Source organism: Ponticaulis koreensis DSM 19734, assembly GCF_000420665.1.
In the GTDB taxonomy this organism is placed as follows: Bacteria; Pseudomonadota; Alphaproteobacteria; order Caulobacterales; family Hyphomonadaceae; genus Ponticaulis; species Ponticaulis koreensis.
Genome location: NZ_ATVJ01000001.1, coordinates 861,853 through 880,219, shown reverse-complemented (window position 1 = coordinate 880,219; position 18,367 = coordinate 861,853). Strand labels below are relative to the sequence as shown.

The window sequence follows — 18,367 nt, the reverse complement described above, 5'->3', positions numbered from 1 at the left end:
GAATTCAGTTTAAACCGGACTATTCGATCACCGGCCGGTAATCGTCATTTACGGGGCGCGGACGATAGGCACGCAGCACGAAGTTACGCGTCTCTTCATCCGAGAAATCGCAATCTTCGGGCAACCGCCCGAGGCCGCGTGCATCCAGATCTCGGTTCAGAACCTCAACCACCTTCGGAATTGTAAGGTCATGCTCTTTGTTGAGATAACGCTGATATTCGCGCTCATTCTCGAAGGCAAACGCCTTCCAGAGGATAGAAATACGCGTCTCGGCTTCGGTGAACTCCCAGCGGTTTTCACCATCAACAATCGCCCATCCCTTATCATGGGAATGCGCGTGCAACTGCGCGTCGCGGGAAATCGTGCCCGGCTCCATATGGTTCGCCGTCGGGCCAATAGCACCAACGCGGTGCCACATATATTCGTTGTCGGAGACATAACCGACATTCCAGACGGGCGCTTCAACGCTTTGACGTTCCCCGTCAGGACCATCCGGCCAGTAGTCGAAATCTCCGCCACGGCCGCGATAGAACCATGAAATCGTAGAGGCTTGCGGCACGGCCCAATCATGGAAAAGGCCGGAATAAGCCATCGCAACTAGAAGATCGAACGGCATACGGTCGCCGCCGCGGAATTTCGGAAGATCGAGGTGGGGCGGCCCCGCCGCCATCGGCATGTTGATGTTGTTCATCAGCGCCTGCGGTACGATAACCTTCGCGTCAAAGCTCTGCTTCGCGCCTTCAATAAAGTTCTCAGAGCGAAAGATGAATTCAGAGCGCGGCTCGACAACCTTTCCGCCATAAGCCCACATCACGCGAAACCATGGCACGTCCTTACCGGTTTGCGCGCGCTTATGAACTTTGGCCGCCAGACTATACGGCGCCGAAATTCGGCACAGATCGAGCACTTTTTCAGGATTAGAAAAAGCCGGGTCCAACCGGACCGGTTTAGCCAACATTTCTGCCGGACGCAGAACCATGTCCTGATTACCATCAGCCATGCGTTCCTCCCCATTTATTATAGTTTTCTACACTATAACCGATAGCTCTCGGGGAAGCGAGCATAAGGTTAAGAGGCGACCTCAGGCCGCCTCTTACCTGAAAGAGTCTACGCTTCGGGCAGGAAATCCGGTACAGAGAAATACCGCTCACCTGTATCGTAGTTGAAGCCGATCACGCGCGCATCTGCTGGCAGTTCTTCGAGCTTTTTAGCGATCGCCGCAAGCGTCGCGCCAGACGAAATACCAACCAGCATGCCTTCGAGGCGTGCAGCATCACGCGCATAGCGTTTCGCATCTTCCGGATCGACCTGGATTGCGCCTGTCAGAAGCGATGTATCGAGGTTTTTCGGAATAAAGCCTGCGCCGATACCCTGAATTGGGTGCGGGCCCGGATCGCCGCCCGAAATCACCGGAGAGGCAGTTGGTTCAACCGCAAACACCTGCAGGTTCGGCCAGACCTTCTTCAGCTCGCGCGCACAGCCCGTGATGTGACCACCCGTACCAACACCTGTGATCAGAACATCAGGAGGCGTCACTTTGAAGTCCACAATAATCTCCTGCGCTGTCGCCTGAACGTGCGCATCGATATTGGCAGGGTTTTCGAATTGCTGCGGCATCCATGAGCCCGGCGTTGCAGCAATCAGCTCTTCTGCTTTCGCGATAGCGCCCTTCATGCCTTTTTCTTTTGGTGTCAGGACGAACTCCGCGCCATAGGCCAGCATAAGGCGGCGACGCTCGATCGACATGCTTTCCGGCATAACAAGAATAAGACGATAGCCCTTCACCGCTGCGACCAGCGCGAGGCCAACGCCTGTATTGCCGCTTGTCGGCTCGATGATCACACCGCCCGGCTTCAGTTTTCCGGACTGTTCAGCCTCCTCAACCATTGAGAGGGCGATGCGGTCTTTAATCGAGCCGCCCGGATTGGAGCGCTCCGATTTGATCCAGACCTCACGGTCACCGAACAGCCGGTTCATACGAACGTGCGGTGTGCCGCCAATTGTTTCGAGTAGTGAGTTCACTTTCATAGGGGTTTCCTCCCGCGTCAGTCTTACCTGTACTAGTGCGGATCGGAGCGCAGAGTTTCAAGTCCGCAATTTGTTAGATTTTCTAACGGGTCGTAAATTCTGCTTGATCAGACCCACGCAATATCAGCCGCGCTTCCAGTACATAATGCCGTCAGAAGCCTCGTCAGCAGCGACCGCGGCGCCCTTGGTTCCGACGGGCTCTTCATTGCCTGAAATCAGGAATTCGATGCCCGCTTCATCAGATGCCGGAATTTTCGCAAGGAAGCGTTTTTTTCCTTCGAGCGTACGCCCGACCACAACGCCAAAACGAACGCTGCCATCGCGCTTATAGTGGACGGTATAGGTCTCGATCTCGCCTTCACCCTCATAGGCTTCGACGAATTCCGGAACCTCACCACGGCGAGCTTCTGCCCCTCCCTGCACATCGAACGCCTGCGGATATCTTTCGGCGAGAGCCCGGTCCCGGCCCACAACAATCGTATGGTTGTAAGTCGCATAGCCGCCATTCGCGAACAGAAGGCCATAGCGGCCCTGCGCGCGCAGTTCATGCACCATCTCGACGACGGCATGGCTCATATAATTGGCAATAGGTCCGCCGCCGAAGGTCAGGCCACCAAACACCGTCATCGGGCGCTCAACAGGCCATCCAATGACGCGGCGCGCCAGTTTCGGCACGCATGGAAAGCAGGAATAAAGCTCGGCGGCGTCCAGATCACTGACGCTCAGGCCATTGAATTCCAGCGCTTTATTGAGCGTTTCCGACATGCTGACAGAATCTGCATATGTGTCACGTGCGAGAATATTCCCCACTTCCTCAGCATGCGCACCAAGGCCGACATAGACGAGCTTGTCTTCCGGCACGCCGCGGGCCAGCGCGGCTTCAAGGCTCGTCACGATGAAAGCTGCACCCTGATTCACCGAGGAATTAGCAACCATCAGCTTGGTATAGGGAAAGGAGATCGGACGGTTATTCTCATCGGCCGTTGTAATCTCTTCCGGCGTTTTCGGGCTGTGTATCCAGGCGCCTTCGGTCTCATTCGCGACCTCTGAGAAATTCGACCAGATCATGCCGCTCTCAGCCTGCGCCTCTTCAAGGCTCTGGCCCCATTTTGCACGGCAGGCATTTTCATAAAGCGGGTAAACATCCGTGGGCGTGGTGAGCAGGAAGAGGTCGGAATAGCGTTTCTTGCGGACACTAGCACTCGCGCGCAGCGGGTCGGATGTTTTTCCGGCAGCTTCCAGCTTTTTGCGCGCGCCTGCTGTGCGAAGCGCCTCGCCGCCTGTAATCGCAACACTGGTCGCCTCGCCCTTGGCGATCATGTTGGCCGCTTCATTGAGAAGCCGGATCGGGCCATCGCCCATCGGATATGGCGTCTGACGACACGTTGCGTCAGTCGCGCCAACCGCTGACGCGACTTGCGGAGAACAATCACCGAGCTTCGGGAAAGAAATCTGGTCAACCGTAAGAATGGTAGATAGACCTTCCAGCCAGCCCGCGCCAGCATCTGCGTCCGCGCGCTTGAGCGCTTCAACCATCAGGCCGAGCGAATCCAGTCCTTCATGAGGCACTTCTGGGCGGTCATTGATCTGCCCGACGCCGACAATTACCGGAATTCTGGACTCTGGCACGCTCATATCGCTCTCTCCCTCATATTTGGCGAGAGCCTAGAGGCAGGAATGATCGCGCCGCAATCCTTCACGTTGCGGCAGCAGGAGAAGTTTTTCAGAGCGCCTTACGCATATGGATAATGGTGTTGGTCAGCCCGTTGGCGCTGGTACGCACCTCGGTATGGAAAGCTTCATAGCCCCGCGCCTCATAAAGCGGCAGCCCCGGCACGGTGGACCCGAGCTCAATCGCCTTAAAGCCGGCATCGCGCGCCGCGCCTTCGCCAAGATCAAGCAGCAGCGTACCGAGCCCCTTACGGATCCAGTCCGGATGCGTGTACATCGCCCGAATACGGGCGGCGTCCCTTTCAGGGTCAGAGAGGCTGTCATCACGGCCTGCCGTCGCATCACCGCCGAACAGAGTTTTACGCTTTCCCCACCCCCCGCAGGCAACCAGCACGGTTTTACCGTCCACCTCGGTCTCGATCATGAAATAGGTCTGGTCAGCGATAAGCGAGCGGTCGACGCCCATGGATTCGCGCGCTGCAACGATCTCTTCATCGCTCAGAAATTCACGCATATTCACGGTGATCGCAGCGCCCATCAGGTCCATGATCGCAGGAATATCGCTTTCCTGCGCCAGACGATGGCGAAAGACGTATTTTGCGCCGGACATGACCGCTCCTGAAACTATTCGCCGGCGGACTCTCCCTCGCCGGTCTGTAATTGCTCAGGCAAATAGCTTTCATCCGGCTCTGCAAGAAGTTCTTTTTCAGCCATTCGGATAACGGGGATCACTGCCTTGGTAAAAGGCAGAAAATAAGCCGTCCGATTATCCGGTGCGACGACTTCCAACAGGTCATCCGCGCCAAAATTCTGGACCGACTTCACCTTACCCAGCGCGCGCCCGTCCATATGGGTAACGGTGAGGCCGAGAAGATCATCATAATAAAATTCATCGTCTTCAGGCTCTGGCAGCATGTCGCGATGGACATAGAGCTTCTCGCCCTTGAGCGCTTCCCATTCTTCACGGGTTTTCGTCTCTTCGGCTTCAACTACGAAATGGTTCTTTGAAGGACGTGCCGTTTTGGCCGTCAGCATGACAGATCCGGTCTCGTTCAGAAGCGGCCCGTAGGCGAACACATCTTCAGGATAGAGCGTGAAGCTTCGTACGCGCACTTCACCGCGCACACCATGCGCGCCGCCAATCGCACCTACACAAACAAGAGACTTATCGACTGCCATAGCATTCCAAACAAAATCTGCGGCGCCCGATAAAGAGCGCCGCAGACGGATTACTCATACACCCTGCCGACTGGCAAGAGGAATGGCCTTAGTTGTCGCGCATCACCCGGCGAAGACCCGGAGGCAGATTGTCTGTGTTCCGGTTATTCGTCCGCGGTGGTGGCGCAGGCGGCGGAGGTGGTGGTGGCGGTGACGCCTGTGGACGCGGCGCCGGAGGTGGCGGCGGAGGAGGAGACTGAACGCGCGGCGGACGCTGCGGCTGAGAAACCGGCTGGTTGCTGCGACGGTTATTGTTCACCTCATTGCGACGACCTTCATTCCGGTTACCGCGGTTTGCACGTGGCTCAGCACCCGCATACGGGTTGCCCTCTACGCGGCCACCGCGACGTCCACGGTTCGCGCGGTCACTATCACGGTTGCGATTGTTCGCCCGATCACCACTGCGTCCGTCACGGTTACGGTTCCAACCTCCATCCTGACCACCACGGCCATTGCGCACCTGATCTACAGGCTGATCGCGGCGGCTATTGCGGTCTCGGTTGATCCGGTCATTGCCATTCCGGCCACCCACCAACACATCAGTGTTCGGCGGCGTGTTCCGGTTCGTGCGGTCACGGTTTCCATCGCGGTTACGGTCTCTCGCACCATCCCGGTCTCGATCACGGTTCCTGTCGCGGGCGTTATTATCATGGTCACGGTTGCGATCACGTGCGTTGTCATCACCGCCGCGACGCCCGCCACCAACGTTTCCGTTGTTCCGGCCACCACCGCCATTCACGCGGCGAATGGACGAGATATTGTCGTTCAGGCGATAGCCACCGAGCGTGTTCGTATCGACCGTGACAACCTGACAGCGGCCCTGAAAGTTCGGATGCTCACAGACTTCCCATGTACCCGAACGAATACGGATAGAGCTGGCAGCATCATTAAGGCCAATCGTTCCAAGGTTTCCAATGCTCCGGCTGACCGGAATGCTACGGCCGCCATAATTGGCGTGTTCGAACAGGATCGCATCGGCATTGCCATAATTGCCGCCACGGTTACCACCGCGACGTCCGCCGCGGTCTCCGTCACCATGATTCCGGCCACCATTATAGCCGCCATCGCGACCACCATGGTTTCCACGTCCACCACCATAGCGGCCATTATTGTTACCTGAGCCGCGTCCGACACGTCGGATGGATGAAATATTGTCGTTCAGACGAATGTTATTGAGGCGTCCCTGGCTGTTGTCTATGATCCGACACGTGCCCTGGAAGTTCGCATCTGTGCAGACTTCCCATGTACCACGACGCACCTCAATCGAGCTTACTTCATCATTGAAGTAGAGATTGCTTAGGCTCCACGCGCTCCGGTTCAGGCCATAGGCCGAGCCACGGAAATTGGAGTCGCGATACAGGACGATGTCAGCATTGCGCGGACCACGATAACCGGTCCAACTCGCCTGATTATAGTCATACCGCGGGTAGTACGGGTTGTACTGACCATACCGGCCAAATTCGCCGTAAGCGCCCGTGTAAGTGCCGGCACCATACCCATAGTCATAGGCGTAATAGCCCCAGGTATCATACGGGCTCAGCTCGGAAAGATTGCCGAACAGGTCCGCTTCGTAAAACACGAGATCACCCGCCCAGTTCACACCAAAAACCGTTCCGTGCGGATACGGGTTCTGAGGGTCGATTGGATAAGCCGATGTAATTTCGTCGCCCATGCCAAATCTGTCGAGATCGGCAATCGGCTGACGCGCAACCAGACACGGACCTTCGTAAAAAGAATCCTTACACAGGAGCCAACCTGGTCCCTGAAAATCAATGCTCGCGGCGCGGTCGTTGAAGCGCAGATCAACAAGCGTATCAATCGGTCCGTTAATCGCCCGCGCTTCGCCGTTGAAATTGGCGCCATCAAACAAAACGAGTTCGCCATGATTGGCATGAGCCGTCGCTGCAAAACCGAGCGCCGCCGCTGCTCCACCTATAAGCTTCAGAACGGATTTTGTATTTTTCATAGCCTGTTCCTCAAGTTAGCCCCGTACATGTTGATAACTTAGCTGAACGACCCTGAACGCTCGGCAACAGATGTTTAACCAAGCCAAAAACGCAAAAACCCCCGCCAGAGCGAGGGTTCAGGGTCTGCGCTCACAGTCTGATCAGCCAATTCGGCGGATCGATGAGATGTTGTCGTTCATCCGGATGTCGTTCAGCGCATCAGAAGACCGCGTCACAACCGTACAACGGCCACGGAAAACAGAGTCGACGCAGATTTCCCATGCACCACGGTTCACCTGAATAGATGACACACGGTCATTAAGGCCTGTATCCGCAAAATCAGGCAGATCGCCATTCACCGCCAGAGCGCGACCGGAAAAATAGCTGTCTTCAAACAGAACAATGTCGGCGCGGCTGGCAGGACCGTCATTATAGCCCCAGCGGTTATCGCCGTAGCGGTCGTTTCCGTAACCACGATTTCCATAGCGCCCGTCATTGCCGCGATGGTTGAAGCCGAAACGGCCACTCACCGGACGGATGGACGAAATATTATCGTTGAGCTGCAGGTAGTTGAGACGATCCACATTACCCTGGATCACCTCACAGCGACCACGGAAGTTCGCGTCTGTGCAGACTTCCCAGGCGCCGCGTCGGATCGCGATAGAGCTTGTGCGATCATTAAAGCGGGCCTCATTCAGAAAAGGTACGGCGCCGGTAATCTCGACGGCCTGACCTTCAAAGTTTGAATGTTCAAAAAGCACAACATCGCCTGTCGCCGGGCCGCGGCGTTGGTCGTATCGATCAGCACTCGCAGGTGCCGCAGCCATCAGGGCGCAGGCAGAACCCGCTAAAAGTGTCGTCAGAATTGTTTTAAGTTTCACGTGTCTCTCCATGTTTGAAGGTCCCGATGAAACAAGGTTACCGGAACCTATCTGAATGAGAGACAACTGCTTCTTGCAGGTTTTGTTCAGAAACCCGCTCAGTTCACGCGGCGGATGGACGAGATATTGTCATTCATCCGAATGCCGTTGAGACGCGGCATGTCCGCAGAAATTGTCTCGCAGCGACCGCGATAATTACCGTCCGAACAGATCTCCCAGGTGCCACGGCGGACCTGAATAGAGCTGATTTCATCATTCATGCCCGTATTGCCGAGACCTGAAATATCGTTCTCCACGGGATATGGACGACCCTCAAAGTTTGAATGCTGGTACACAACCACATCGGCCCGTGCGAGCGCCTCACGCAGCAGACGAGCCTCTTCTTCCCGGCGCAGACGCTCCTCTTCCTCGCGCTGGGCAAGCGTACCGACCGGCACTTCGCGAATAGAGGAAATGCGATTGTCCAGCTGGATCGCATAAAGACGGGTTTCATCCGCCGTCAGAATGACGCAATCGCCGCGGAAATTTGAACCCTCGCAAAACTCCCACTCGCCGCGAATAATCTCGACCGAGCTGATCCGGTTGTCGAAGTCATAATCCCAGAGACGTGCGATATCGCGGTTCGTCCCAATCGCTTCGCCGCCATAATCGGTTTCGTCATAGACGATCAAAGCCGGATTACGTGGGCCAGTATAAGGTGGCTCATCCGGCGGCGGATAACCTGAATTATTGTTATTGCCGTAGGAGCCGCCCTGATTATAGCCGGACCCGTTATTGTTATAGCCGCTGCCGTAATTGCCAGAACCGGATGAGCCATAACCCACAGTACCCGTCGCTTCGAACGGAATGACCGTGTTGTTGTTCTCGCGGCGGAAGAAGGTGAAGCCACCTGCAGGATTACGGGCAAAAATAGAGCCGTGCTTCAGCTCCAGATCATATGGTGCAGGCATGATGGAGGAAATCGTGTCCGCCATGCCAAACTCACCGAGCGATTGCACATCCTGACTGATATAAAGACATGGACCTGCATAATAGGCATCGCGGCAGGCGATCCAGTCACCCCCGCGCACACGAATGGAACGCGTGTCATCGCCAAGCTGAGAGAACCTCATTTGCGAGGTTTCCTGCCTTATGCTGGCCGTCTGCCCGCCGAAATAATCCAGGCTGAACAATTGAAGCTCGCCAGAGCCATACTGTGCCTGCGCGGGCAAAATCAGCCCCGCAGCAATCAATGCGGACTTAAAAAGCGTCTTGAAACCAGTCATGTTATGCGTCCCCTCGACCTCGATATGGTGAAATTATACGAGCAAAGCTGAACGCCTGACAACTTTACGGATGGACGCATAAAAAAAGCCCCCCGCCAGAGGCGAAGGGCTCAAAATCAGATTCAGCGTAAAGCTTACTCTTCAGCAGCAGCTTCTTCTTCAGCTGGTGCAGCTTCAGCTTCTGCAGCCGCTTCAGCCGCAGCAGCAGCTTTGTCAGCTTTCTCTTGAGCGCGCTCTTTAGCTTTTGTGCCTGGCTCGCCTTTGTTCGGGTTGTTGGACGCTGTCCATGTGTAAACCGGCTTACCGTCAACTTCGATCTGGCTCAGGAAGCGAGCAACACGGTCAGTTGGCTGTGCGCCTTTCGCGATCCACGCTGCAGCTTTTTCAGCGTCGATGTTTACGCGGCTCTCGGAGTCTTTTGGAAGACGCGGGTCATAGTTACCGATTTTCTCGATGAAACGGCCGTCACGTGGTGAACGGGAGTCAGCAACAACAACGCGGTAGAACGGGCGTTTTTTAGAGCCGCCGCGAGCGAGGCGAATTTTAAGAGCCATGGTGTATCTCCTTAAGTATCTTATGGCGCTTCATTTCAGGCCAGTCACATTGAAAGGCCCAACAATAGAGAGGTTTAGTCCGTACCCTCTGACCGGATTTTCTCATGGTGCCGGATCACTTCCGCCACAATGAAGTTGAGGAACTGCTCGGCAAAAGCCGGGTCGAGACCTGCGTCATCGGCCAGCTTGCGCAAGCGGTAAATTTGTTCGGCTTCACGCTGTTTATCAGACGGTGGAAGCGCGTTTTCGGCTTTCAGTACACCGACCTGTTTGGTCAGCTTGAAACGTTCAGCCAGCGTATGCAGCAGCACGGCATCGAGGTTATCAATGCTGGCGCGCAAGCGCAGAAGTTCGTCCATTGGTGAGCTCATTCAGCGCCCTCCGCTTTGGCCTTGGCAAAACGTCCTGAATCCAGGATCAGCGCTAATACAGTCACTGCATACACAAATGCAACTGCCAACGGGATGAAAAGGAAGCGCTGTTCCGGGAAAAGGAAATAAAGCGCAAGCACCAGAACCGCGCGAATAATGGAATGGGCGCAGAAAATTGGGGTGCGCCCATAGCTCCAGCCAATCACCGGCCAGTGGATGGACAGGCCGATCGCCAGAATAACAAGCGCAATATCTGCACTGCCTTCAGCGACCGCGACGACGACCATAGGCCAGAACAAGAGCATGGAAATGAAAGCTGGCACGAGCACGCTTGTCGCGACGCCCTTGTCTTTCATGAAGTCGTTCTTGAACAGCGCCGCAAACAGAAGCGCCATCGGGAAGATCGCGCCACTTGCGACGAAGCTGTAAAAGAGCTGCTGCGCTGGTGCGAACATTTGCGACATAGCCGCAATCACAAGCCAGTAAACCGTTCCGGACATTGGAATCGGGAAACCACCGCGCAGGCGTCCATAAGCGGCCTGACGCTCTTTAAGGTGCGCGGCTTTCAGATCTTCGAGCGTGGTCATTTAGCACCTTGCTTAGGATCAAGGACCAGCGTCGCAAGGACCCAGCCAAATCCAAAAAACATCAATTCGTTTTTATGGTCGCTAATGAACGCAAGATCCACGAAAACAGCTAATAGACCAACAGCAATAAAAATGGCCCCAATCGCGCGGACAATACGAAATCTGTCCGCCGAAAGAATAAAAGTCTCTGACTTATCGCTCATTTCTTCTTCGCTCCCGGAAGACCCGGCAGACCGCCCGGAAGTGCGCCGCCGCCAAGGCCCGGAAGGCCGCCTGGCGCGCCCGGACCACCAAGGCCCGGCATACCGCCGCCCATACCGCCATTACGCGCAGCCATTTTAGCAAGGTCACCCTGAGACACGCCCATGCCGCCCATAGCGCCCATAAGGCCCTTCATGCCGCCCTTGCCCATTTTCTTCATCATGTCGGACATCTGCTTGTGCATTTTCAGCACTTTGTTGACGTCCGACACCTCTACGCCCGCACCCGCAGCGATACGCTTACGGCGAGACGCATTGAGAAGCGCAGGCTTGGCGCGTTCTTTCTTCGTCATGGAAGAGATGATTGCTTCCTGACGTTTGATGACACTGTCATCCATATTGGCGCCAGCAAGCGCCTGTTTGGCTTTTTTCGCGCCCGGAAGCATGCCTGCGATACCGCCAAGGCCGCCCATGCGCTGAAGCTGGCGAAGCTGTTCTGCCAGATCATCAAGATCGAACTGACCTTTCGCCATTTTCTTAGCGAGACGTTCGGCCTTTTCGGCGTCCATCTGCTCGCCGGCTTTTTCAACCAGCGAGACAATGTCACCACGACCGAGAATACGGCCCGCAACGCGTTTGGCCGCGAAGACTTCAAGGCCGTCCAGTTTCTCGCCGACACCGAGAAATTTGATTGGCAGACCAGTGACTGCGCGCATGGAGAGCGCTGCACCACCGCGGCCGTCACCATCCATACGAGTAAGAACAAGACCGGTCAGCGGGAGACGCTCATGGAAGCGCTTGGCTGTTTCAACGGCGTCCTGACCTGTCAGCGCGTCAGCAACGAGGAGTGTTTCCTGAGGCTTGGCGATTTTAGCGACATCGTCGGCCTCGTTCATCATCTGCTCGTCGAGGGTCGTACGACCCGCCGTATCGAGGATGACAACATCAAAGCCCTGAAGCTTGGCGGACTGAAGCGCGCGCTTGGTAATATCTGCCGGAAGCTGGCCTTCAACGATTGGCAGCGAAGACACGCCGACCTGCTCGGCCAGAATAGCGAGCTGCTGCATCGCCGCCGGACGGCGCACGTCGAGCGAGGCGAGAAGAACTTTCTTACGCTCTTTTTCCTTCAGGCGCTTGGCAAGCTTACCGGTTGTGGTCGTCTTACCAGAGCCCTGCAGACCGGCCATCATGATGACAGCTGGCGGGCTGTCGATTTTCAGCTTAGCCGCTGCGCCTTCTTCATCTTCACCGCCCAGCATCTCAACAAGAGCATCATGGACGATTTTGATGACCATCTGGCCCGGCGTGACCGATTTGATCACCGCTTCGCCAACGGCTTCTTCGCGAACCTTGGCGATAAAGTCTTTTACAACTGGCAGCGCGACGTCGGCTTCAAGAAGAGCGACGCGGATTTCACGCATTGCATTGCTGACATCTTTCTCTGACAGCGCGCCGCGACCCGTCAGGCCTTCAAACACACCCGTCAATCGATCTGTCAAAGCATCAAACATGCGACTTCCTCTTAGCTGTTCCCGTGATCCCTCACATATGGGTGCAGCACTTAAAGCAAAAAGCCCCGCCGGGCGAGACTTCGCTGGGCGGGGTGCACGCCCGCAAGATCGGGAATGCGCGAAACCAGTAATTTCCGCTGGCTTTAGTGTAAAATCACATCTGAGTCAAAAATTCTGTCCGTCCGATCAGGAACCAACCCCACCGACGGAAGTTAACAACCGGTGAAGGGAATACTCATGACCAAGTCACTCGTAACATCCGCACTCGCCGCCGTATCTATCGCCTGCCTCGCACCGCTTGCGAGCGCCCAGTCTGCTGGCGCGTACGCTGACACATGGCTGACCCGCGATGACGGCAGCATGATTGAGGAAATGTCCGGCGTTGTCTGCCCGACATCTGTTGACGATTTCACCCGCGTCGAAACCGCCGCTTATAGCGAAGGTGGCTTCTGCGCCTATCAGGCAATCACGGACGCTACTGATTTTACCGTACAATTCTATGCTGCCGGTCCGCATGACACCGAAGAAGAGCTGGTACGCACGCTTGCCCATTTCGAAGACAATGGCGCTATCGCCAGCATGACTTACAGCGTTGGCTGTGAAGCCAATATGGCATCTGTCGCAGCGGGCGGCTCGTCCATCGCCTCACTCACAGCCAGCTTCCGCGACTATCAGGTAGAAGATGATCTGCGCTGCCTTGTTCTGGAAGCAGATGATAGCTCCGTCTGGGTGATCAGCCTGCAACGCGCTGGCGACTACTTCATCTCGACGGTGAGCGCTGCGCCAAATGGTGACCAGAGCGAAATCGCACATATGGTCGGTGCGTCATCGCACTTCCACGCGGCACAATTTGCTGGTCCGGCGGTCTAATTCACTCTCTGGAACTCACCTGAGAACCTCAGCTGGACTTCATCGCCGACAAGGCCTGCATATTGGCCCAGCCCGAAATCACTCCGGTTGAAACTGCCTTCAGCATTAAACCCGACGGTATATTTGCCTGTGAGCGCGACGAAGGCTCCGCCATTAAAGATCAACCTGATCTCAACGGGCTGCGTTCGCCCGTTCAGTGTCAGATCGCCTGACAAAACACCCGTTCGTTCGTCCATGCGGGTGATCTCGCGCGCCCTGAACAGAGCTTGCGGGTGTGCTTCAGCGTTAAACCAGCCATCGCCACGCAAGGTTTCAGAAAACGCTTCGGTCGACACGAACAGAGAGTTCACATCGATCACCATCTCGAAGTCGGAGGCTCCCGTCAGGCTATCATCCACCGAGAAATTCGCATCAAACGTATCAAAGCGCCCATAGAGGAGCGAAAGCCCCATATGGTTGATCGCAAAATAGAGATGCGCATGCTGCGGATCGAGCTCATATGAACCGGGACGTAGCGCGTCAGGGCCGTTACGAACCTCCGACAGCGCCAGTGACGACAGGTCGGGAAAGTCCGGCAGTGACGCGCAGGCCGAAACGAGCGCTGCACCGCCAAGAGCAAAATATCGAACCTGTTTCCAATGCCACATGCCGATCTCCCTATCTCTTATATAACATAGATCGATCCGGCATTGGACTAGTCAGCCCCTAGGCGCCTTCAGTGATGTTCATAATGGCATCCATCGGGCTTGGCGCATCCTCTTTCCAGGAATGAGGCGGTCCAACCGTGATGCCGCCATCCACAGTGATGCTCTCGCCGGTAATGAAGCCCGAAGCATCAGAAGCAAGGAAGGCCACCATTTCAGCGATGTCACGCGCCTGCCCCGCCCGACCGGCAGGTTGAATGCCTGCAGCCGTTTGCGAGATTAGCGCCGCCAGCTGATCAGCCTGCTCACGTGGGAGGCCCAGCGTTGCGCCAAAAATGGACGTCGCGATCAGGCCCGGACGGATCGCATTCACCCGAATTTTGTATTTCCCAAGCTCGGCAGCTGCCATTTTAGAAAAATGCGCAACGCCTGCCTTGGCGACCGAATAAGTCAGCGGCGCATAACCAGCGGAAATCGCAGAGACCGAGGATGTGTTGATAATCGAACCGCCGCCGCGCTTTTTCATGAGCGGGATCGCATATTGCGTGCCCATGAAGACCGACTTCAAAAGCAAGTTCATTATCTTGTCGTAGTCGTCGAAATCGAGCTCTTCAATGCCTTCACGCGGCCCGCCAATACCGGCATTGTTAAAGAGGATATCGAGCCCGCCAAACTCGTCTTCAGCGGCCTGGATAAGCGCTTTCAGCTGGTCAGCGTCAGTCACATCGCAATGGCGGTAGGCGACTTTGTCTTCGCCGAAACGGGCAACAAGTGACGCGCGCTTCTCGTCCTGCAGATCACCTGCAACGACTTTCGCGCCATACTCGATCAGACATTCTACGGTGCCGAGGCCAATCCCACTCGCGCCGCCGGTTACAACAGCGACTTTACCCTCAAGACTTAGGGTCATGTTTCTCTCCCTTTGATGGCCGATCGTCTTTTTCGGACCGGTCCGGATGTAAAAAGCCCGGTGAACGTATCACCGGGCTTGAAGTTTGCTAGGTCAGAACGACGACTTTACCTGTCGCCTTACGGTCTGACAGATGCTTGATCGCATCACCCGCCTGATCGAGCGGGAAGGTTTTTGAGACATGCGGCTTGATCTTGCCCTCCTTGTAGAAGTCGAACAGCTCTTTCACGTCGGTCTCGTACTGATCAGGGAACTGACGCACCCATGCGCCCCAGAACACGCCGCGAATATCGCAGGATTTCAGAAGCGTGAGGTTTAGTGGAATCTTCGGGATACCCGCAGGGAACCCGATGACAAGGTAGCGACCTTCCCAGTTCAGCGCACGAAGCGTTGGTTCTGCATAGTCGCCGCCAACCGCGTCATAGACGATATCTACGCCGCCGCCGGAGATTTCCTTGATCTGGTTGGAAAGCTCTTTCTGTTGGCCACGATCCAGCTCGCCGGTCGGGTAGATGAGGCCAACATCAGCACCTTTAGACAGGCAAAAATCGACTTTTTCCTGCGTTGAGCACGCCGCAATGACTTTAAGGCCCATCGCTTTACCAAGTTCGATCGCCGCAACGCCGACGCCGCCCGCTGCGCCAAGAATGAACAGCGTTTCGCCCGGCTTTGGATCGCCGCGGCGCTTCAGGCCATAATAGGATGTGCCGTATGTAAGGATGAAAGCAGACGCTTCATCAAACGGCATTTCGTCAGGAATTGGAATGCAGCGGTTTGCGTCGATTTCCAGCTCCTCACGGAAGCCACCCCAGCCGCATGACCCGATCACGCGCTGGCCTTCTTTCAGGGACGTCACTTCCGCGCCGACCTTCGTCACAATGCCAGAGACTTCACCGCCCGGAGAAAATGGACGTTCCGGTTTGAACTGGTAGCGGTCTTCAATGATCAGAGAGTCAGGGAAGTTCACGCCAATGGCTTTGACTTCAAGTACAACCTGTTTTGGACCCGGCTCAGGAGAGTCCAGATCAACGATTTCAAGTGTTTCAGGGCCACCGGGTTGTGTAGAAACCACAGCCTTCATTTTTTATTCTCCGCATGACACAAAAATGTTGTATTTCTTATGGCGCGGACGGTAGCTGACTGCCTTTCATCTGTGAAGTCGTCGCAAGATGCATAATTGTAATAGAGTCTATTATGTCTGACCCGGTCTGGGCCATTGCAATCCACGGAGGCTCCGGCCCCAGCTATAAAGACGACTACTCTGATGTGTCTTCGTCGATGAAGAAGATTCTCGAAGCCGCACGGCGCGATCTTCGCAAAGGCGCAAGCGCACTGGATGTTGTGCAGGAAGCCGTACACGAGCTGGAAGATTCAGGGCTTCACATTGCCGGTCGCGGCTCTAGCCCGAACACTAAAGGCAAATGGGAACAAGACGCCGCCATTATGGATGGCTCGAACCGCCGCGCAGGCGCCGTCGCGGCCATTCAGGGATATAAAAATCCGGTCGATTGCGCACGCGCCGTGATGGAACACTCCCAGCATATCTTGCTTTCAGGCAAAGGCGCGGAAAAATTCCTGAAGAAGCGCGACCTGAAAACTATCGGCAATCCGCACGGCTATTATCGCCCGATCATCAGCGATGCATCTTATGATGACGGCACGCACGGCACCGTCGGAGCCGTAGCTCTCGACAGTGAGGGACGCCTCGCTGCGGCGACCTCCACTGGCGGCCTGACCAACAAGCCGCCGGGCCGAATCAGCGATTCAGCACAGATCGGATCCGGCACATGGGCTGACGAACGCGTTGCCGTATCCTGTACCGGTCAGGGCGAGTATTTCATGCGCGTGAATGCTGCCTCTGATGTATCGGCCCGCATCCGCTATACACGGTCTGATCTGGAAAATGCCACGGCCTGCGTACTGGAAGAAATCTCACTTCTGGGTGGACAAGGCGGCCTGATTGCGATTGATCGGCTCGGTCGTGTCGCTATGCCCTTCAACACCAGCATTATGAAGCGCGGATTTGCGACCTGGCGTGACGAGTTTGACGTAAAGGTATTCTGATCGTGCGTGGCTATTTTGCAATCGGGGCGGAAGGCATTTCCAAGCCCATGAATCTTGGCGCGATCATGCGCACAGCACATGCCTTTGGCGCGAACTTCGCGTTTTCAGTAGACGCCGCAGATAAGATCCGAACTGTCTATAAAGCCGATACGTCGAAAAGCTTTGAGCATGTGCCGTATTATCAATGGGACACTATCGACGATATGGCGCTGCCACGTGGCTGCACGCTGGTCGGCGTCGAGCTCACCGACGATGCCGTTGATCTGCCAAGCTTTCGCCACCCGACGGCTGCCGCCTATGTGTTGGGCCGCGAACGTGGCAGTCTGAGCCCTGAAATGATCGAGAAGTGCGCCTTCACGGTAAAGATCCCGACCAAATTCTGCGTGAACGTGTCCGTCGCTGCGGCGCTTGTCATGTATGACCGCATGATTTCCATGGGTCGCCACGCCGAACGCCCGATCAAACCGGGCGGGCCAATGACCAAGCGCGAGCTTGATGCGATCCAGCGCGGCCGCCGCGTTTAAGCCTCAAGGCAGGTTTAGCTGCCAGCTCACGCCAAACTTGTCCTGAATCCAGGCGAACATCCGACTGAAATCATAATCATCGAGCGGCATAAGCGGCTCTCCTTCCGCGCACAGACGGTCGTGCACGGCGACAAGCTCTTCTTCGGTCTCGAAATTGATAAAGATCGACATGGACGGCGTGAACGAGAACTGGTGCACGTTCGGGCTGTCCGTGAGCATGATGTTGTGGTCACCAATCACGACGCGCGTTGGCAGAAGCTTGCCTGCCAACTCACCGGATTCTTCGGGATAACGGTTCACCTCTGAAACCTCCATGTCAGGAAAGACCTGACGATAGAAATTCAGCGCCGCTTCTGCGTCGCCGGTGAACATCAGATAAGTGGAAACGTGCATGTCAGACCCCGGCAGTAAAAACTTACTGCCCGGTTCTAACCGAAGATTTTCTGAAGCACACCCATAAAGCCAGAGAATTTCAGGCCGCCATCACGCACGATGAGCGCGATGCAGACACCATCTTCGTCCGCGACAGGACGGTGCTCGCGGCCTTCGCCGGACACAGCCAGATCGCCCGGGCCATAAGAGCCAGCCTCATCGCTGAAGCCACCGGACACAACCAGCGTATATTCAAAGCCGGAGTGTGTGTGCTTCGGCGCGCCATGACCCGGCTCAAAACGGATCAGCTCTGTTGTCACATCAGGGCTGACTTCAAGCGGCATGACCCGGATACCCGGTCCGCCAAACTTCCAACCTGAATGAACTGAGGATTCCAGAACGATGTCCTGAAGCGGATCTGGCAGGTTCACCAGCTCGTTAATCATCGTCGCAGCAGAGCGCGCCGCCTGGTGTGATGTCTCATTGCTGAGACCCAGCTCGTCGATTTTCGCGAGCGCACGGTCAGTCGCCTGAAACGACATCGGCGCCGGTGCTTCGCGTTCAAGAAATTCGCCTGCAATCACGTCTTCCAGCTCTGGCTGGATTGTCTGATTTTCTGTCAACGCCTTGCGCGTGTCGATCAGAAGGCGCAAAGCCGGATCAAGAGTCCCAGCGGCATATGCGCTGTAGAATTCCTGTCCCAGATCTGTTTCTTCCACGTCTTTTCTCCAACAATTTCGTGTCCGACGTC

21 protein-coding genes are annotated in these 18,367 nt (G+C 55.9%); 3 read left to right on the top strand and 18 right to left on the bottom strand.

Going from position 1 to position 18,367, the window contains the following annotated elements:
* Positions 1-19 precede the first annotated feature (19 nt).
* The 13 genes from G523_RS0104710 to ffh form a co-directional block, all read right to left on the bottom strand.
* Positions 20-1,000 carry a hypothetical protein gene (locus G523_RS0104710; RefSeq protein ID WP_022693879.1) on the bottom strand — a complete coding sequence of 327 codons (981 nt, stop codon included), beginning with the start codon at positions 998-1,000 and terminating at the stop codon, positions 20-22.
* A gap of 107 nt (positions 1,001-1,107) precedes the next feature.
* Positions 1,108-2,028 carry a cysteine synthase A gene (cysK, locus tag G523_RS0104705; RefSeq protein WP_022693878.1) on the bottom strand — a complete coding sequence of 307 codons (921 nt, stop codon included), beginning with the start codon at positions 2,026-2,028 and terminating at the stop codon, positions 1,108-1,110.
* A 123-nt stretch (positions 2,029-2,151) separates the two neighbouring features.
* On the bottom strand, positions 2,152-3,663 hold the full coding sequence (locus G523_RS18000; protein WP_022693877.1) for an acetyl-CoA acetyltransferase: 1,512 nt from the start codon (positions 3,661-3,663) through the stop codon (positions 2,152-2,154).
* Positions 3,664-3,751: 88 nt separating this feature from the next.
* Entirely contained in the window at positions 3,752-4,309 is a 558-nt protein-coding gene (locus G523_RS17995; RefSeq protein WP_022693876.1) for a GNAT family N-acetyltransferase, read from the bottom strand.
* A 14-nt stretch (positions 4,310-4,323) separates the two neighbouring features.
* A complete protein-coding gene (gene rimM, locus G523_RS0104690; protein WP_022693875.1) occupies positions 4,324-4,878 on the bottom strand; it encodes a ribosome maturation factor RimM in 555 nt (184 codons plus the stop codon).
* A gap of 88 nt (positions 4,879-4,966) precedes the next feature.
* Complete coding sequence (locus G523_RS20135) at positions 4,967-6,883, bottom strand: beta/gamma crystallin-related protein (RefSeq protein WP_022693874.1); 1,917 nt, start codon at positions 6,881-6,883, stop codon at positions 4,967-4,969.
* A 141-nt stretch (positions 6,884-7,024) separates the two neighbouring features.
* Positions 7,025-7,744, bottom strand: coding sequence for a beta/gamma crystallin-related protein (locus tag G523_RS21095; RefSeq protein ID WP_233347261.1), 720 nt, complete (start codon positions 7,742-7,744; stop codon positions 7,025-7,027).
* 98 nt (positions 7,745-7,842) lie between these two features.
* Entirely contained in the window at positions 7,843-9,009 is a 1,167-nt protein-coding gene (locus tag G523_RS20125) for a beta/gamma crystallin-related protein (RefSeq protein WP_022693872.1), read from the bottom strand.
* 134 nt (positions 9,010-9,143) lie between these two features.
* Complete coding sequence (gene rpsP, locus G523_RS21325; RefSeq protein ID WP_022693871.1) at positions 9,144-9,563, bottom strand: 30S ribosomal protein S16; 420 nt, start codon at positions 9,561-9,563, stop codon at positions 9,144-9,146.
* Between the two features lie 74 nt (positions 9,564-9,637).
* Complete coding sequence (locus tag G523_RS0104665) at positions 9,638-9,934, bottom strand: chorismate mutase (RefSeq protein ID WP_022693870.1); 297 nt, start codon at positions 9,932-9,934, stop codon at positions 9,638-9,640.
* Positions 9,931-10,521: a DUF7010 family protein gene (locus tag G523_RS0104660; protein ID WP_022693869.1), complete on the bottom strand. Its 591-nt coding sequence runs from the start codon at positions 10,519-10,521 to the stop codon at positions 9,931-9,933. The genes G523_RS0104665 and G523_RS0104660 overlap by 4 nt, the downstream gene beginning before the upstream one ends.
* The gene (locus G523_RS0104655) at positions 10,518-10,724 is read right to left on the bottom strand and encodes a hypothetical protein (protein WP_022693868.1); all 207 of its coding nucleotides are present in this window, start codon (positions 10,722-10,724) and stop codon (positions 10,518-10,520) included. The genes G523_RS0104660 and G523_RS0104655 overlap by 4 nt, the downstream gene beginning before the upstream one ends.
* Positions 10,721-12,232: a signal recognition particle protein gene (gene ffh, locus G523_RS0104650; protein WP_022693867.1), complete on the bottom strand. Its 1,512-nt coding sequence runs from the start codon at positions 12,230-12,232 to the stop codon at positions 10,721-10,723. The genes G523_RS0104655 and ffh overlap by 4 nt, the downstream gene beginning before the upstream one ends.
* A 237-nt stretch (positions 12,233-12,469) precedes the next feature.
* Between ffh and G523_RS0104645 the strand changes: the two genes are divergently transcribed.
* The gene (locus tag G523_RS0104645) at positions 12,470-13,102 is read left to right on the top strand and encodes a hypothetical protein (RefSeq protein WP_022693866.1); all 633 of its coding nucleotides are present in this window, start codon (positions 12,470-12,472) and stop codon (positions 13,100-13,102) included.
* Here G523_RS0104645 and G523_RS17960 read toward each other — a convergent pair.
* The 3 genes from G523_RS17960 to G523_RS0104630 form a co-directional block, all read right to left on the bottom strand.
* A complete protein-coding gene (locus G523_RS17960) occupies positions 13,099-13,749 on the bottom strand; it encodes a YceI family protein (protein WP_022693865.1) in 651 nt (216 codons plus the stop codon). The two genes, G523_RS0104645 and G523_RS17960, sit on opposite strands and share 4 nt — an antisense overlap.
* A 58-nt stretch (positions 13,750-13,807) precedes the next feature.
* Positions 13,808-14,656 (bottom strand): SDR family NAD(P)-dependent oxidoreductase, encoded by an 849-nt coding sequence (locus G523_RS17955; RefSeq protein WP_022693864.1) that lies wholly within the window; start codon positions 14,654-14,656, stop codon positions 13,808-13,810.
* Between the two features lie 88 nt (positions 14,657-14,744).
* Entirely contained in the window at positions 14,745-15,737 is a 993-nt protein-coding gene (locus tag G523_RS0104630; protein WP_022693863.1) for an NADPH:quinone oxidoreductase family protein, read from the bottom strand.
* Positions 15,738-15,850: 113 nt separating this feature from the next.
* Here G523_RS0104630 and G523_RS0104625 point away from each other — a divergent pair, with 113 nt between their 5' ends.
* On the top strand, positions 15,851-16,720 hold the full coding sequence (locus G523_RS0104625; RefSeq protein WP_022693862.1) for an isoaspartyl peptidase/L-asparaginase family protein: 870 nt from the start codon (positions 15,851-15,853) through the stop codon (positions 16,718-16,720).
* Between the two features lie 2 nt (positions 16,721-16,722).
* The gene (locus G523_RS0104620; protein WP_022693861.1) at positions 16,723-17,244 is read left to right on the top strand and encodes an RNA methyltransferase; all 522 of its coding nucleotides are present in this window, start codon (positions 16,723-16,725) and stop codon (positions 17,242-17,244) included.
* Between the two features lie 3 nt (positions 17,245-17,247).
* Here G523_RS0104620 and G523_RS0104615 read toward each other — a convergent pair whose 3' ends face one another.
* Together G523_RS0104615 and G523_RS20120 are read right to left on the bottom strand one after the other, a co-directional pair.
* The gene (locus G523_RS0104615) at positions 17,248-17,637 is read right to left on the bottom strand and encodes a VOC family protein (protein WP_022693860.1); all 390 of its coding nucleotides are present in this window, start codon (positions 17,635-17,637) and stop codon (positions 17,248-17,250) included.
* Between the two features lie 35 nt (positions 17,638-17,672).
* On the bottom strand, positions 17,673-18,335 hold the full coding sequence (locus tag G523_RS20120) for a cupin domain-containing protein (protein WP_051134746.1): 663 nt from the start codon (positions 18,333-18,335) through the stop codon (positions 17,673-17,675).
* Positions 18,336-18,367: the final 32 nt, after the last annotated feature.

Excerpts from the sequence above, each read along its gene's own strand:
- rpsP (WP_022693871.1), bottom strand. The coding sequence starts at position 9,563 with ATGGCTCTTAAAATTCGCCTCGCTCGCGGCGGCTCTAAAAAACGCCCG.
- G523_RS0104660 (WP_022693869.1), bottom strand. The coding sequence starts at position 10,521 with ATGACCACGCTCGAAGATCTGAAAGCCGCGCACCTTAAAGAGCGTCAG.
- rimM (WP_022693875.1), bottom strand. The coding sequence starts at position 4,878 with ATGGCAGTCGATAAGTCTCTTGTTTGTGTAGGTGCGATTGGCGGCGCG.
- G523_RS0104665 (WP_022693870.1), bottom strand. The coding sequence starts at position 9,934 with ATGAGCTCACCAATGGACGAACTTCTGCGCTTGCGCGCCAGCATTGAT.
- G523_RS18000 (WP_022693877.1), bottom strand. The coding sequence starts at position 3,663 with ATGAGCGTGCCAGAGTCCAGAATTCCGGTAATTGTCGGCGTCGGGCAG.
- G523_RS17995 (WP_022693876.1), bottom strand. The coding sequence starts at position 4,309 with ATGTCCGGCGCAAAATACGTCTTTCGCCATCGTCTGGCGCAGGAAAGC.
- ffh (WP_022693867.1), bottom strand. The coding sequence starts at position 12,232 with ATGTTTGATGCTTTGACAGATCGATTGACGGGTGTGTTTGAAGGCCTG.
- G523_RS0104645 (WP_022693866.1), top strand. The coding sequence starts at position 12,470 with ATGACCAAGTCACTCGTAACATCCGCACTCGCCGCCGTATCTATCGCC.
- G523_RS17955 (WP_022693864.1), bottom strand. The coding sequence starts at position 14,656 with ATGACCCTAAGTCTTGAGGGTAAAGTCGCTGTTGTAACCGGCGGCGCG.
- G523_RS0104655 (WP_022693868.1), bottom strand. The coding sequence starts at position 10,724 with ATGAGCGATAAGTCAGAGACTTTTATTCTTTCGGCGGACAGATTTCGT.
- G523_RS0104615 (WP_022693860.1), bottom strand. The coding sequence starts at position 17,637 with ATGCACGTTTCCACTTATCTGATGTTCACCGGCGACGCAGAAGCGGCG.
- G523_RS20125 (WP_022693872.1), bottom strand. The coding sequence starts at position 9,009 with ATGACTGGTTTCAAGACGCTTTTTAAGTCCGCATTGATTGCTGCGGGG.
- G523_RS17960 (WP_022693865.1), bottom strand. The coding sequence starts at position 13,749 with ATGTGGCATTGGAAACAGGTTCGATATTTTGCTCTTGGCGGTGCAGCG.
- G523_RS0104710 (WP_022693879.1), bottom strand. The coding sequence starts at position 1,000 with ATGGCTGATGGTAATCAGGACATGGTTCTGCGTCCGGCAGAAATGTTG.
- cysK (WP_022693878.1), bottom strand. The coding sequence starts at position 2,028 with ATGAAAGTGAACTCACTACTCGAAACAATTGGCGGCACACCGCACGTT.
- G523_RS20135 (WP_022693874.1), bottom strand. The coding sequence starts at position 6,883 with ATGAAAAATACAAAATCCGTTCTGAAGCTTATAGGTGGAGCAGCGGCG.
- G523_RS0104630 (WP_022693863.1), bottom strand. The coding sequence starts at position 15,737 with ATGAAGGCTGTGGTTTCTACACAACCCGGTGGCCCTGAAACACTTGAA.
- G523_RS0104625 (WP_022693862.1), top strand. The coding sequence starts at position 15,851 with ATGTCTGACCCGGTCTGGGCCATTGCAATCCACGGAGGCTCCGGCCCC.